The organism is Candidatus Desulforudis audaxviator MP104C (assembly GCF_000018425.1).
GTDB lineage: Bacteria > Bacillota > Desulfotomaculia > Desulfotomaculales > Desulforudaceae > Desulforudis > Desulforudis audaxviator.
This window is the reverse complement of the sequence record NC_010424.1, coordinates 1,598,683-1,611,342: the sequence shown is the minus strand read 5'-3', so window position 1 is coordinate 1,611,342 and position 12,660 is coordinate 1,598,683. Positions and strand designations below refer to the sequence as shown.

The 12,660-nt window shown below is 58.0% G+C and carries 19 protein-coding genes and 1 tRNA gene; 15 read left to right on the top strand and 5 right to left on the bottom strand.

Annotated elements, in window-relative coordinates; genetic code table 11:
• The first annotated feature begins 70 nt into the window (after window positions 1-70).
• Entirely contained in the window at window positions 71-256 is a 186-nt protein-coding gene (locus tag DAUD_RS07765; RefSeq protein WP_041570882.1) for a hypothetical protein, read from the top strand.
• 94 nt (window positions 257-350) lie between these two features.
• On the opposite strand, the gene DAUD_RS07760 is transcribed toward DAUD_RS07765, so the two are convergent.
• Window positions 351-554: a hypothetical protein gene (locus DAUD_RS07760; RefSeq protein WP_041570881.1), complete on the bottom strand. Its 204-nt coding sequence runs from the start codon at window positions 552-554 to the stop codon at window positions 351-353.
• A gap of 218 nt (window positions 555-772) precedes the next feature.
• On the opposite strand from DAUD_RS07760, the gene DAUD_RS07755 reads away from it, so the two are divergent.
• From DAUD_RS07755 to DAUD_RS12515, 4 genes are all read left to right on the top strand, one after another.
• Window positions 773-2,191 (top strand): ISLre2-like element ISCde3 family transposase, encoded by a 1,419-nt coding sequence (locus DAUD_RS07755; protein ID WP_012301193.1) that lies wholly within the window; start codon window positions 773-775, stop codon window positions 2,189-2,191.
• 100 nt (window positions 2,192-2,291) lie between these two features.
• Window positions 2,292-2,711: a hypothetical protein gene (locus DAUD_RS07750; RefSeq protein WP_166485154.1), complete on the top strand. Its 420-nt coding sequence runs from the start codon at window positions 2,292-2,294 to the stop codon at window positions 2,709-2,711.
• Entirely contained in the window at window positions 2,695-2,943 is a 249-nt protein-coding gene (locus DAUD_RS07745) for a hypothetical protein (protein ID WP_012302610.1), read from the top strand. Before DAUD_RS07750 ends, DAUD_RS07745 begins: the two co-directional genes overlap by 17 nt.
• Window positions 2,944-2,996: 53 nt before the next feature.
• The gene (locus DAUD_RS12515) at window positions 2,997-3,140 is read left to right on the top strand and encodes a hypothetical protein (RefSeq protein ID WP_166485153.1); all 144 of its coding nucleotides are present in this window, start codon (window positions 2,997-2,999) and stop codon (window positions 3,138-3,140) included.
• Window positions 3,141-3,246: 106 nt separating this feature from the next.
• On the opposite strand, the gene DAUD_RS07740 is transcribed toward DAUD_RS12515, so the two are convergent.
• The gene (locus DAUD_RS07740) at window positions 3,247-3,426 is read right to left on the bottom strand and encodes a hypothetical protein (RefSeq protein WP_012302609.1); all 180 of its coding nucleotides are present in this window, start codon (window positions 3,424-3,426) and stop codon (window positions 3,247-3,249) included.
• Between the two features lie 36 nt (window positions 3,427-3,462).
• Window positions 3,463-3,648, bottom strand: a complete 186-nt coding sequence (locus DAUD_RS07735; RefSeq protein WP_041570879.1) for a hypothetical protein — start codon at window positions 3,646-3,648, stop codon at window positions 3,463-3,465.
• A gap of 131 nt (window positions 3,649-3,779) precedes the next feature.
• On the opposite strand from DAUD_RS07735, the gene DAUD_RS07730 reads away from it, so the two are divergent.
• The gene (locus tag DAUD_RS07730) at window positions 3,780-4,244 is read left to right on the top strand and encodes a hypothetical protein (RefSeq protein ID WP_012302608.1); all 465 of its coding nucleotides are present in this window, start codon (window positions 3,780-3,782) and stop codon (window positions 4,242-4,244) included.
• A gap of 19 nt (window positions 4,245-4,263) precedes the next feature.
• On the opposite strand, the gene DAUD_RS12510 is transcribed toward DAUD_RS07730, so the two are convergent.
• The gene (locus DAUD_RS12510) at window positions 4,264-4,425 is read right to left on the bottom strand and encodes a hypothetical protein (RefSeq protein WP_166485152.1); all 162 of its coding nucleotides are present in this window, start codon (window positions 4,423-4,425) and stop codon (window positions 4,264-4,266) included.
• Window positions 4,426-4,532: 107 nt separating this feature from the next.
• Between DAUD_RS12510 and DAUD_RS07725 the strand changes: the two genes are divergently transcribed.
• The 9 genes from DAUD_RS07725 to DAUD_RS07690 all read left to right on the top strand — a co-directional run bounded on the left by DAUD_RS07725 (window position 4,533) and on the right by DAUD_RS07690 (window position 9,224).
• Complete coding sequence (locus DAUD_RS07725; RefSeq protein ID WP_012302607.1) at window positions 4,533-5,465, top strand: L-lactate dehydrogenase; 933 nt, start codon at window positions 4,533-4,535, stop codon at window positions 5,463-5,465.
• A 72-nt stretch (window positions 5,466-5,537) separates the two neighbouring features.
• Window positions 5,538-5,612 (top strand) — tRNA-Arg (locus tag DAUD_RS07720).
• 794 nt (window positions 5,613-6,406) lie between these two features.
• Window positions 6,407-6,553, top strand: coding sequence for a hypothetical protein (locus tag DAUD_RS12505; RefSeq protein WP_166485150.1), 147 nt, complete (start codon window positions 6,407-6,409; stop codon window positions 6,551-6,553).
• A 65-nt stretch (window positions 6,554-6,618) separates the two neighbouring features.
• Window positions 6,619-6,747, top strand: coding sequence for a hypothetical protein (locus tag DAUD_RS12955; protein ID WP_278183770.1), 129 nt, complete (start codon window positions 6,619-6,621; stop codon window positions 6,745-6,747).
• Window positions 6,748-6,793: 46 nt separating this feature from the next.
• Entirely contained in the window at window positions 6,794-6,910 is a 117-nt protein-coding gene (locus tag DAUD_RS12820; RefSeq protein WP_464227246.1) for a DUF2442 domain-containing protein, read from the top strand.
• Between the two features lie 370 nt (window positions 6,911-7,280).
• Window positions 7,281-7,631 carry a hypothetical protein gene (locus DAUD_RS07705; RefSeq protein ID WP_012302605.1) on the top strand — a complete coding sequence of 117 codons (351 nt, stop codon included), beginning with the start codon at window positions 7,281-7,283 and terminating at the stop codon, window positions 7,629-7,631.
• Window positions 7,632-7,893: 262 nt separating this feature from the next.
• The gene (locus tag DAUD_RS07700; RefSeq protein ID WP_012302604.1) at window positions 7,894-8,202 is read left to right on the top strand and encodes a BrnT family toxin; all 309 of its coding nucleotides are present in this window, start codon (window positions 7,894-7,896) and stop codon (window positions 8,200-8,202) included.
• Complete coding sequence (locus DAUD_RS07695; protein ID WP_012302603.1) at window positions 8,174-8,500, top strand: CopG family antitoxin; 327 nt, start codon at window positions 8,174-8,176, stop codon at window positions 8,498-8,500. Before DAUD_RS07700 ends, DAUD_RS07695 begins: the two co-directional genes overlap by 29 nt.
• A gap of 331 nt (window positions 8,501-8,831) precedes the next feature.
• On the top strand, window positions 8,832-9,224 hold the full coding sequence (locus tag DAUD_RS07690; protein WP_041570876.1) for a hypothetical protein: 393 nt from the start codon (window positions 8,832-8,834) through the stop codon (window positions 9,222-9,224).
• A gap of 471 nt (window positions 9,225-9,695) precedes the next feature.
• Here the strand turns inward: DAUD_RS07690 and DAUD_RS07685 are convergent, their stop codons facing one another.
• Complete coding sequence (locus tag DAUD_RS07685; RefSeq protein WP_041570875.1) at window positions 9,696-12,656, bottom strand: hypothetical protein; 2,961 nt, start codon at window positions 12,654-12,656, stop codon at window positions 9,696-9,698.
• Window positions 12,657-12,660: the final 4 nt, after the last annotated feature.

Here is a 12,660-nt window from a genome sequence, read left to right as displayed (position 1 = left end):
CGAGGGATGTTTGCTTCTTTTCAGGTCCGTATATTTGTCCTGACCGGCGTGCATGCTAGGATTCGAGGTGATGTGCATGGCAGCCGACGACCTGAAAACAGGGAAGGACGAAACAGAGTTGCACCGGACCCGTCACGAAGGTAAAAAGGACAAAAACGACAACGTCATCTCCCGCACCTGGGAAGCGGCCAAGGAATCCCTGGGCTTAGGCGCGTGGACTGAAAGGCAGGAATCCGAGGCCGAAAAGAAAAGGTAGTTCAACAGCCAGCGCAAGCCAAAACGCCGGCCACACGCCGGCGTCCCCGGTCTAAACCGGGGGCGCCGGCTTTGCTCGTCCGGCCGGCAGTAGCCTACCGGGGGGGGCAGCCGAAATCGGGTCTGTTCAAATCTGTATTGTCCGGATTCACTCTGGTGGTGTTACCGGGATCGGTAACCTCGGGCGCGACCAGGATGTTGTCACCCAGGTCGTCGTCAGGGTTCAAAATCGGGTTCACATCGGGGTTGGTCAGTTTCTGGTCCTTATTTCCGGCCAATTTCTTGTCTTTGGGAGACATATGTAACCACTCCTCTGTTCCATTATGTGTTGAATAGAATGCCCCCTCAATCCAGGCTGTAAACAGGCCGTGTTCTGGTAAGGGAACAAGAAAGCCCCTTTTCGGGGTTTTGCATTGAGTGAGTGTAAGGTTTAAGTAGGAGATGTGAGGTCGGAAATAGAAGTGAGACCTCAAAACGGCTTCCCCTGAGGGGAAGCCCTCCCCGCCAAAGGAGTGAGGTGTTCAAGATTCGCTTTCTGCTTGAGGTAGTCCTGTTTCTGGCTAAGGGAATTTTTGAGGTGTTCAGGTCGGTGCGCAATATGGATGAGTTGGAAGAGCGGGTGCAGCGGTTGGTTCAACAGGCAGGCGGCAAAATGCTGGAGGAGGCGCTGGCACACATTGACCTTGAGTTAAGCGGCAAGCGGGATCCAGCCCTCAAGAACGTGGGACAGCGGTCGCGGACCCTGGTCACCAGCTTCGGTGAGATTACGGTTAAGCGCCGACTGTACCGTAACCAGAAGACCGGCGCGTACCGGTTCCTTCTGGACGAAGCCTTGGGAATCCCTGAACGCCAACGGGTGACACCGCGGATGACCCGTATGATCCTGGAGCTAGGCACGGAGATGCCCTTCAGGCGCGCGGCCCGGGTTATGGGTTTTCTAGTACCGGGGATTCACTGGATGACCGTCTGGTCTAAGGTTCAGGATGCTGGAGAAAAGGCCGCCCGGGATGCTGAGGCACTACGCGAGGCCGTCTTTGAAGACGGTGTGGTCCCTGAAGGCGGCAAGGAGGTTCGGGAGTTATCCATTGAAGCCGATGGTGTAGTAATACCCTTGCAGCGGTCGCCCAAGGCGTTTGGTGAGATCAAGCTGTTTATCGGCTACGAGGGCAGGGAACAAAAGACCCGGAAACTGGTGAACCGTTACACGGTGGCCACCGCCAGGGGCAGCCGGGTGGCTTGGGAAGACACCGGGGCGGCCTTCGGCCACAAGTGGGACCTTAGCAGGGTAGAGCGGATCCGCATTGGTGGGGACGGCGCCGAGTGGATCAAACAAGGCCTGGAGATGTTCCCCGGGGCGACTTACCACCTTGACCCCTTCCACCTGCGCCGGCGTTTAACCGAGGCTTTAAGTTACAGCAGCAACGTCTATGAAACTGTCACCGAAGGGTTAGCCGAGCTAAACCAAGATGCGGTAGTTTCCGCCTTGGACCAGGCGATTCGGGTCAACCGGGGTGCACGCCGTAACGGGATCATGCGGCTTAAGGAGTATCTCCTGGCTAACTGGCAAGGTATCGCCGCCTTGCCGGAGGGAGACCGTTTAGGTGCGATCGAGGGCCAGGTCCGTCACACCATCGCCAGGCGAACAAAGCGGATTGGGGCGCGTTGGAGCCCGGCCGGTGCGGAACGGATGGGACGCCTGTTAGCGGTACGGGCTAATGATGAGCTGGACAGATACGTGGTACACTCGGAACCCCGGTTCGACCTACTGAAAAAGGCTGTCGGAGCCGAGGCAATCCAACTGCCCAAACGCTTCGGCAAAGATCCCGAGGCCTGGCTTCAAGCCAACGTGCCCGCCCTTGAAGGACCGCACGCCGGAAAACACTGGGTCAAGCACATAGTAAGAGAGATTAGTTCACCGAGGTGGTCTACGGTCTAATTCAAATTAAATCGGCTGGGAGATCGCCTACTAAGTCTTGACACGGACTTGCATTGACAGCACGTGGTGTTTTAGCTTTCAAACTGGTAAAATATATAGAGTGCGAATTGTGGAAGGGCGGTATGCCGATGCGGATAACGGAAATCATACTGCTGGTCGCGGTAGTGGCGGCGTTTTTCTGGATCATGCGCAACTTTGGCGGGGGCTGACGGTAGGTATCCGGGCGCCGGCGGCGCCCGCGAATATGATGATTGGGGGTGTCCTGGTGGAGTTGTATTCACCGATCCGGGAAGAATTCTTTCGTTGGTGTGACCAGACGGTCGCGGAGGCAGTCTCGTCGCCAGGGAAGTCTCTCAACTACTGGCGGCCGCAAAAGCGCGCCTCCGGCCACGGATACGACCTCGTATTTGAGATCGGCGGCGCGGGTCAGGAACCAAAGACCCACGTTATTCCGATTCCAGACAAATACACGGACCTGCTGGACAGGGAGTATCCCAGTCACGATGACGGCGAAGACTGACGAAAAAGAGGCGCGCCGGAAGGGCAACGTCTACCAGTTTGACGCCGCCCGCAAGCGGAAGGCCCGGACCACTTTTGACGGTGACCGGATCAAGTTTGAATTGCCCCGGGGAAAAAAGAGCGCCCGGTCAAAGCAGTCAAACCTGGTTTTCCGGCATGTGGCGATTTTTGTGGCCGCGGTATTGGCGCTCACCTTCGTTGTACGGTGGTTTGGGCAGATGTCGGCCCCATAGGGACGCATAAACTCAGCCCCCGGGGAAACAATGGCTTTTAAGGGGGCGAGGGAATGCGTGGAGAACGGGGCTTTTGGGAAGCCGTGCTTGTGTTGGGACTGGGGGTGTTGTCTTTTTACTTGCTGTGGCGCATCCGGGAGCCGGTGCCCCAGTCGGGGCTCACGGAACGGCCCGGAGAAGGGGTAAGCCGGCAATGAGTCTTGCGTTGGAGATATTGGGTGCAGCGCTTCTAATCACCCTTCTGGTGTTGGCCGGCGGCGTGATCTACTCCGGCCGGCGACGGGTCAAGGAGCGGGACGAGTCCTAGATCAGTTTGTAGGCGAACTCACAGTGCTCCACGCACCGGTCCAGGGACTGCCGTGCGGCCTGCAGGGCATTTACTGCATCCGGATCATCGATTATGCAGAGTAAATGCTCCAGGTCACTGATCGCGATCAGGCAGTTTCCCAGGCAGGACCGCAAGAATTCACTTTCCAGTGCCACGATTCCACCTCCCCGGGCCGTTTTTCCGGCCCTCACCTAAGTTGGTTGACCGAGTTTGTCCAATGCGGTCCGGCACTCCTGCAAACAGGCATTCAGGGAGGCGCAGGCCTTCTGGAGTTCCTGTTTGGCTTCGGGATTGGTCACGCTGCCGGCCAAGACATTAAGATCGCCGGCGGTGTTCTGCAGGTGGGCGATGCAGGACTGCATATACTGAGCCTTCAAGGACGGTACCTCCTCCAGACAATCTACGTTAATATTTTGTTTTATTTGTTTCCAGAAGTTCGACAGATATGAGGTTTTTATGTGGTAGCACCGACACTGTAGTATTGGTAAAATATTACAGGGTGGGTGTTTTGAAGCGGTACCTCATTTATGGCCTGATCCTGGCTGGACTGGGGCTGCTGGTTTTTTTCCGGCCGGTGATTCTCGGCGGTCAGGCCGGTCACTACGGTGGGCAAGCCGGTGATGAACAGGATATTGAGCGGGTGATCGAACGTGCGGTCGGGTCGCTGGACTATACCCAGGCGAGGGACCGGGCTGAGCTGGAACGTATCCTGGCCGGGATATACACGGATCCGGCCCTGGGCACCGTGACCGAAGCAGTCTGGGATCAATGGCGGACCGACAACGTTAACCCGGCGTCGATCCTGAGGTGGACGGATTTCTGGATCGGCAAGGACCGGGCCCGGGTGACGGCGGACCTCTATTTCCGGGACTGGACCGACAATGCCGAGTTTTCCGGTGAGGGACGCTGGGATCTGGTCCGCACCGGGTCTGGCTGGCGGATTGCTGATTTCGAGTACCGCTGGGGCTACTGACGGTCTTGACCCGCCAAAGCTATTTGAGTTTACGCATCTGCCACCACGTGGCCACTGATTGTCCGAGCAGATTATCCAAAGTGAAGACTCTGGTCGTCCGCCGCCGAACCCCTCCCATGGCCTTGTTCCAGACGAACCGTACCAGAAGCACCTTCAGGATCCAAGAAAGCGCTCTGAACAACTTGTTGCCCTCCTTTTTTGAACTGGTTATACTCTTAAAGAGTATTTACGCTCTAGAAGGGTGCTATTCCCGGTCCCCGGGAAACGCCGTCCGGAGGTGACTATTCCGTGGCTGTAAAAGTGGTTGTTGTTGGCGCGGGGGCAGTGGGGGCGACCGTGGCCTATACCTTGCTGACCGCGGACCTGGCTAACGAACTGGTCCTGATCGATATCAACCGGGACCGGGCCGAAGGGGAGGCGATGGACATCGCCGACGGCACCCCGTTTACCGGGCCGGTCCGAATCTACGCCGGCGATTACGAGGACTGCCGGGACGCCTTAATCGTTATCTTTGCTGCAGGCGCGAACCAGCGCCCCGGGGAAACGCGCCTGGAACTCGCCGCCCGGAACGTCAAAGTAGTCCGGGACGTGATGGACCGGTTGCTCCGGTACTGGAACGGCGGGGTGCTGCTGATGGTTACCAACCCGGTGGATGTACTCACCTACGCCGCCCTACGCTTTTCCGGGTTGCCCGAAAACGCCGTTATCGGTTCCGGCACCGTTCTGGACAGCGCGCGTTTCCGGTACTTGTTGAGCCGCCACTGCCGGGTGGACGGCCGGAACGTGCACGCTTACGTGCTGGGAGAGCACGGCGATTCGGAGGTGTTTGTCTGGAGCCGGGCGGCCATTGCCGGGATACACGTGGACGATTTTTGCGACCGGCGCGGGGTGCCGCGGCCTGACCGACAGGATCTGTCCGAGCGGGTGCGCCGGGCGGCGGCCGAAATCATCGCTCGCAAAGGAGCCACCTATTACGGGGTGAGCCTGAGCGTGCGGCGGATCTGCGAGGCCGTGGTACGGGACCAGGAAAGCGTCCTGACCGTTTCCGGACTGGTGGACGGGTACTACGGGGTAACGGATACGGCCTTCAGCCTGCCTACCATCGTGGGCCGTCGGGGGCGGGTGAAGGTGCTGGATATACCCCTTGCGCCGGAAGAGCAGCAGGCACTCTGTTACTCGGCCGGCATCTTGAAGCAAGCGCAGCGCGACAACGGACTGTAATTGGACTGTGTGCACTGTAAAATTATCGGGGTTGCGTCAACGTTAAATTTGCGGTATACTTATTTGTGCATTGCGCCCGTAGCTCAGTGGATAGAGCGCTGGCCTCCGGAGCCAGGTGCGCAGGTTCGACTCCTGCCGGGCGCACCATACAGGCAAGCGTAAACCCGCGAAAATCAAGGCTTTGCGGGTTTTTCTGTTTCACCGGGAGGAGCGGTCGGGTGTCCCCGGAAACCCGCTTGTTTCCGGGCGTGGATTAGCAAGAGATTAGCAAGGGAGGCCCTGCGCCGGAGGAGGTGCGGGGCCTTCCGCTTGGTAGGAGTCGGGCGAACCGGCCGAAAAATTTTGACGGAGTGATAAGATATGCGGCGGTTGAAAAAGCGTAAGCAGATCGTTCTGGAAGCCGTGAGCCGTGGCATCAACACGCCCGGTGGGTTGGCAAAAGCGGTATACGGCGCACCCGCACAGTAAGAAAGCAAGGGTTCAGGCGGTCAAGCTCAGGTATCTTTATCTTCACTGGAAATCGGCGAATGCGAAGTAATCCAGTCTCCCAGGACGGCGTAAAAACCACCAAAAGGACCACTTTGATCCTGCTGCCAAAACCCCTCGAAAAACACCATGACGCGCCCGGGCGGGACAAGCCGGGTAAAACGCAGAAGTATAACCGACCTGCGGGGGTATCGCCTAGGCTCTTTGTGCCGCCAAGGTTAGACTTAAACGAACCCGAGATATGGATCACTGAGGGCGAGTTTAAGCCCCTCGCTGGCTGGGCGCACGGCCTGCCAGTCTGCGCTCTAGCGGGTGTTTGGAATTGGCGGCGTAACATAGACGAGAGCGACCCCGAAATCGCCGCGGCGAAACTGGCGGGGGCGGGCGGCGAAGCGGGATGCCACGGCGTTCCGATATAGCAAGCTGACACCAAAATACCGCGGGAGGAAAATGCGATGAATGTTTTGTCGTTTCTCTTTCTCTGCGACGAGCGCGGCGCGGCCGTGCCGGATGTTCTTCTCTTCGCCGCCCTCGCTGCCGCCGGTGGCCTGGTGCTGGCGCACGGGCACCGAGACGAGGGCCTGGCGCGGGCCAAGCGGTAACTGCCACCGGGCGCAGCAAGGCAAATCCTTGTTCAAGGTGCCCGCGCCGAAATGAGGTGACGGAAATGTACAGCAATGGAGTGGAAACCGTCCTGCACGAAATCCGCAGCGCGTACCCCATCGGGAGTCATCACCTGATCCTGGAGTTCGAGACGGAAGAATACCGGGTGGTCAGCGTGCGCCCCCTTCCTTGAGGGGCCGGTCTTCGAGCCGCTGAAAGACCCGGCCTTCTTCCGGCAGGTGAAGGTTGACCCGGGCGCCGGCACCGTGGTCTGGCCGAACGGGGCCGACCTAGACCCGGACGTGCTGTACGCGCGGAGCGTCCCGCTGAAACTGCCCGAAGAGGCGGGCGCGTAAGAAAAACCGAGCGAGACTCAAGGGAACGGCCCAACCGGGCCGCTCCCCATTTGCAGGGCCACCCGGCCCAAACCAACCAAAGAGGAGGGAGGCGATCTTTTGCAAGACCCCAAAGACTTGGATCTAAAGCCATACGGCCGGTTGCTTAAGGGCCACCCCCGGCATCTCAGCGTCCAGAATGGCCGATATATTGGGCGTTACTGTCGCCGCGGTGAGGAAGGTGGCGGAACCTTGTGGGTTTATGAAAATACCGCACCAGCGTGAATTCGCGGTGTACGACCCCGCGCTGATACCGGCACTCCGAGATCACCCCGAGATAGTTAAGTCCCGGGCGCGGAAAGAAAGCACCGGAAGGAGGCGGGAAGCCGCGATGAGCGGGGCGGATTCGAGACGGGAAAAGTGCGTCGAGTTGCTGAACAAAGACCGCCCCGACCTACGCGACCTGTACGCCGCGTTGGTCGCTCGGTTATGGTTTCCAGGCACGGAAAAGTACCTGCTAACCGAAAGGATTTTCAAGGAGCTTCCCGCCCTGCTGTGGGACGCGTTGCTCCCCGAGGAAGGTTTCGAGGGAGAAGCCCGCGAAATCATCGTCAACATCCTCTGGGCGATGACGAAGCAGCGCACCTGGAAGGTTCACCGGGAATGGGGAGTTCAGTCCGAGCCGCTGGTATACGAAGCGTGGCGGCGCGGTTACCCGGTCGAACCGCACTTAGAGCTTTAACTTAGAGCTTTATAAGAACATCTTCGCGGCGGCGATCCGCCATATCCGAGAGCAAGAAGATTTCGAGAACGAATTACCTCCCAAACCGAAGTGGGAGGCCCGCGAAGACGCCTTAGCCGAACTCTCGCTTATATCGAAACGAGAGTGGCCGCCGGATTAAACGCTTAGGAAGCGGGGCCGGGAGCGCTCTCCCGGTCCTTTGTATTGACAAGAGCAACACGGAACGGTAAGATAACGGTAAGATTAAGGTAGGTGGAGCCGCTTGGAGAAGATAACGCGGTTCGAGTGGGACGCCCGGAACGTCGGACACATCGCCAGGCACGGCGTGAGGCCGGAAGAGACCGAAGAAGCCTTCTTCGGCGGGCCTTTGTTCCGCAGGGCGCGGAAGAGTTTAAAGGCCGTGTTCGGGCGCACTGATGCGGGGCGGTACCTCTTCGTGGTGTTCGTGGTGAAGCCGGGCGGTGTCGTCCGGGTGGTCACGGCCCGCGATATGACGGCCGCCGAGAGGCGGTACTACCGCCGCGACAAGGAGGGGTTGAGAGATGCCGAGGAAAGAGTTGCCGGAGTTTAAAGGCGACGAGATACCGGAATTCACCAGCGAGGAAGAGGTGGCGGAGTTTTTCGACCGGTACAGCTTCGCCGAGGCGATGGAAAAGGGTCTGTTTGAGCCCGACGAGGTGGAGCTTGCGCCCGAGCTGGCTGCGAAGATCGCGGAGCGGTCCAAGACCAAGCGCGTGACCCTGCGGCTGCGGGTGTCGCAGATAGAGGCGGCGAAGCGGATAGCGAAGGAGAAGGACATACCCTACCAAACCCTTCTGCGGTCCTGGATCGCGGAGGCGATCAGGAGGGAGCAGGAGAAGCGGGCGTAGGCCGAAGGTGCGGTGAGAGACGGGCCGGGAGAAATCCCGGCCCTTTCTGTTTTCAGGGAGCAGAAACCCGCCCGGGGCGGGCAGGGCCGAAAGGAGGTGAACGGCAAAAGTATGCCTGGCACGAGTCTGACACACCCGCCCGAGAGCTTCAAGCCCGACCCGAAGAAGGGCGTCGCCTGGTGTCCCTACTGCGGCAGGTCCCAGGTGTTCGTGTGGGACAATTACACTTGCTACGCCAGGTGCCCGGGGTGCGGGATCAGCACCGACGTTCCACACCAGGGCGCACAACGGCTTCTGGAACCCCGACGCCAAGGAGAAATTCGACCGCACGGTGCAGGACTCGGGCCGCTCCTGGCGGCGGGAGACACGGGAAGAAGAGCAAGGGCCGCTGCATCTCCCCGCCTGGCGGCCGCCTGAAAACAGGCAGGCTTGGGTGGAGGTCTCCTGCCTGGACTGCGGGCGGCACATCAGGGACGCCTACCCGCCCGCGAGAGAAAAGTACTTCGCCTGCGGTGCTGTGGTGTCCGTGGACCGGGAGGCCAGGGAGAAGCGGGAGAAGAGGTGCGAGACCTGCAAGAAGCTCTTCGTGCCCGAGCCTGGGAAAGACGAGCCTGGGAAAGAGAAGAACAAGTATTGCTCCGACACCTGCCGCCGGATGGTCGAGCGCGACCATACCCGCGCCCGCAAACAGAGGAGCAGGGAAAGGAACCGGGCGGCAGGTTAAACCAAGTCGAATGTCACGCTTTGCTAGTATCTTCCAGCCCGGAAAGCCTTAATTCTCTAGGCTTCGCGGAAGGCCGGATGTGCAAAATTCCGGCGGGGGTATATAAACGCGTATTCCCGACCGGAAAACGGGCGAACTGGAAATTCCCTGGAGCGGCCTTGAAGCCTACGGCGGCAAGGCTTTGGCGGTGACGGCGGCGCATCAGGCGCCCGCAGCGCTACGCTCCGACCCCCGGCCGGAAACTCCGGAACGGGTGGCCGGGAAAAACCGGAACAGGTGGCCGATTTCACCGGAATACGCACCATAACTATTTCCATTCATCCATACCGTACACAATCCCTTCCGGGGCCTTCACTTCGCACAAAATATTGTTTCCATCTTCTCTAAACCACAATAACAAAAACAATAAGCGCACAAATAAACCCCAGCAAGGTAACACTCGTTAAAGCCCAAGCCGGGAAAAACCGGCGGCTATGGTTTGGAAGTCAGCTCACTGATACGCTCGGGCGTAAAAAGCAAACCAGCCAAACGAACGGTTAATAACCGGCCAAGATAAAAGACAAACGATACGGCCAGGTAAAAAAGGGATAGTAATAGCAGCGGCAATCCTAAGTATCCCGGAAGAACCGCTGTTACCCCTTCAATTATCAAGATGATGAAGACCAGCAGGGCTGAAACACCGGCAGCCGCCTGGCCGACCGGAAACTTAAGCCTCTTTGTGGTTGGCGCTAGGGTATCCTCTGCGGTGGGCGTTACAACAGATGATGGCGCTTCAGGCGGTAAGGGCTGCCGGCCAGGGGGGCGAAAAACATACGCAAGCGCGGTCAGGATTGATATGGCTGTTATCGCAAACAGGGCGAAGGCAACCGGCAAGGCGAAGTATCCCAGTCCCGACACGAACCAAAGCAGCCGCTCCCCAAAGAGAAGAATAGCCATTGCCGATACGGCAATCAGGACAGCCGCCGCGAGCGCTGCCGGTGCTTTCAGTGTCCGGCCGCGGCGCAAAAGTTCCATTCTGAACAGGTAGGCTATGCAAATCAACGTTAAGGGTAAAATGGCGGCCAAATTTCTAAGCCAGCTCTCCAGCATAAACCGCCTTACAGCTTCAGACAAGGAATAATATCCGCTGACATCCCCGAAGTAGCTGACACTATGATATCCTATAATACCAATTCCCAGGAAAGCGGCGGCAGCAGCCAGGTATCTGGCAGCAGACGGAGTGGCCTGCAAAAGAAAGAAGGATACTGCCAGGCAGAGCAGAAACAGCACTGCCAGAACAAGCAGAAAATCCAACTCCTTTGGTAGCCCTGGTAATAATCTATCTAATAACCTTGTTCCCACAAAACCATAAAATAAGTAAAACAACACCGCTCCGGCCAAGCCGTAGACTGCGTAGGCAGAGGCGGCTACGATTTTCCCCTCCCGGTGGAAACCGGCTGAACCCTGGAAAAAAGCCCGGGCCAGAACGCGGGCCTGGTAAAAAACCAGGATGGTTAGCACAGCCATCACAGCCGTTACAAAGCCCCACATAAAAAGCATAGCAGCAGGACTCCTTAAATCGTAAACCCAGGGTAAGGGATAAACCAGCCGCTCAATCGTATTACCGTAAGGCAACGTAAGCCTGATTGCCAGAACAGAGAGGGCAACAAACAGCATTGTGGTTAATGCCGGTCCGGAGCCCGACAGCAGCCTAGCACTCTTTAGCTTGAGCGCGGCCAGGAAGGTTGCCGCGTAGGCCAGCACAAAGGGTAATACAAAAGCGAAAAAGAGCACCCCGAGCCAGGCTAAGAGGGATACAAGAGCACCAGCCGGGAGAGATAACATATAGCTAAAGATGGCTCTTCTAGCCTCATTCCCCGCGAGCACCTTGCTGCCCGGCGGCAACAAGTAGTTCGCGGCCCCGGGGGTAAATTCCGCCCACCCTTCCTGCTGCATTTCCTCCAAGGTTTTACCAGACTGCTCCAGTGCATCTGTGAAAATATCCCAAATGTAAGCTGCCGTTATAAAGCCGTAGCCTTCAAGGGAAAAATAGATTTTGTCTCCCGTTGGGTTTTGGGCAAACCGGATATTGCTAATCCCCTTGTAATCGGCAGGGTGCAATTCTTTTAAGTTTAAGCGATAATACTCCTGTTCTATGATATCAAAGACAACGATTTCTTCCTGCGAGCCGTAGGCGAGAAAGCGGCTTTGTGCTAATAACCCGGCGGGAAAAAAAACAAGCTGGCTGTCCTTTGGCAAAAGAGCGGCCCATTGCGGGCTGACAAAGCTTTCGTACTCGTAGCGGCTTATCCGCCCCGGCTGCCAACCACCCATACCGCCCAATTGATAGACGGGTGAAACATACCCGGGAAGGGGATCTACAAACCCAGTCACTGCTCCCGGAGACGATTCGGGGGCCGGCTCCGCCGCTCCTGGCGCTTTTGCTTCGGCAACCCGGACCTCCCCGGTGTCCGGGGCAAAAACATAGGTGTGGTTTCCAGTTTCCCAGAATTCCTCAGGCAGATTAAAGCTCAGCGTAAAGTAAATATGATTCCCCTGCGGGCTGACGGCCAGCTCGATGCTCTCGGAGATCTGCAGATACCTCTGAGGAAAAAGAGCCGGCAGGTCAATGCGGTGAGTCTTTCTGGAAAACAGCTCAACAAAATACAGCTCTTTCTCTGTGGCATAGGCGAGAAAGCGGGAAATGGACGGCGACCAGGAAGGCCTGGCCAGATAATAATCCAGCGGCTGCAGTTCAAAAAGCCTGTTGCCCGAGAGATCATAAGCGCGGTAAGAGAAAACTCCTGCCTGCCAGACGGGAACCAGGCCTTCCGGCGTACCCCCTGCTCCAAAAGGGCCCAATTCCAGCCGGAGTTTGCTAAAAGCCTGGTGTTCTCGGCTGTTTTTGACTTGCGCCAGAGTTTCCTCGTCGCTTACGGTCAGCACCGGGTTTTGCTCGTTCAGGCGCGGCAAGAGCAGAACAAGGGCCAGCAAGTCAGCAAAAGAGAGCAGGCCGGCGGTTGTGTCAATCACGTAGGCCCGGCCCAGGTTTTCAGCGCGATAGATTCCGTCAAGCGGTCCTTCCATGGGAAAACCGCTGGTCAGGGCAACAGCAGGAGTTAGGGAAAGGGTGGCGGCTGCCGGCGCGAAGCCGCTTTCAGCATCCGGGTGATACCCGGCCCTGACAAGCAAGTTGGGATACCGGCCGTCGAGCTCGCCTGTTTCCTGCAAGGACTGGAAGACGTGCTCCAGGGCATGTACGTCCTGCTGCAACCGGGCCTTGATAACCGCCATTCTCTCGCTGGCATCCTCGTAATGGAGCGAAACATAGACAGAGCGGTTCTGGCCGGCGATGGTGGAGGACACCGGCACAGTGGCCGTTGCCGGTGCAGGAGCTAAGATAATATATGACATCAGGACAATTAAGGTCAAAATTATGGACATGATACCCACCTAT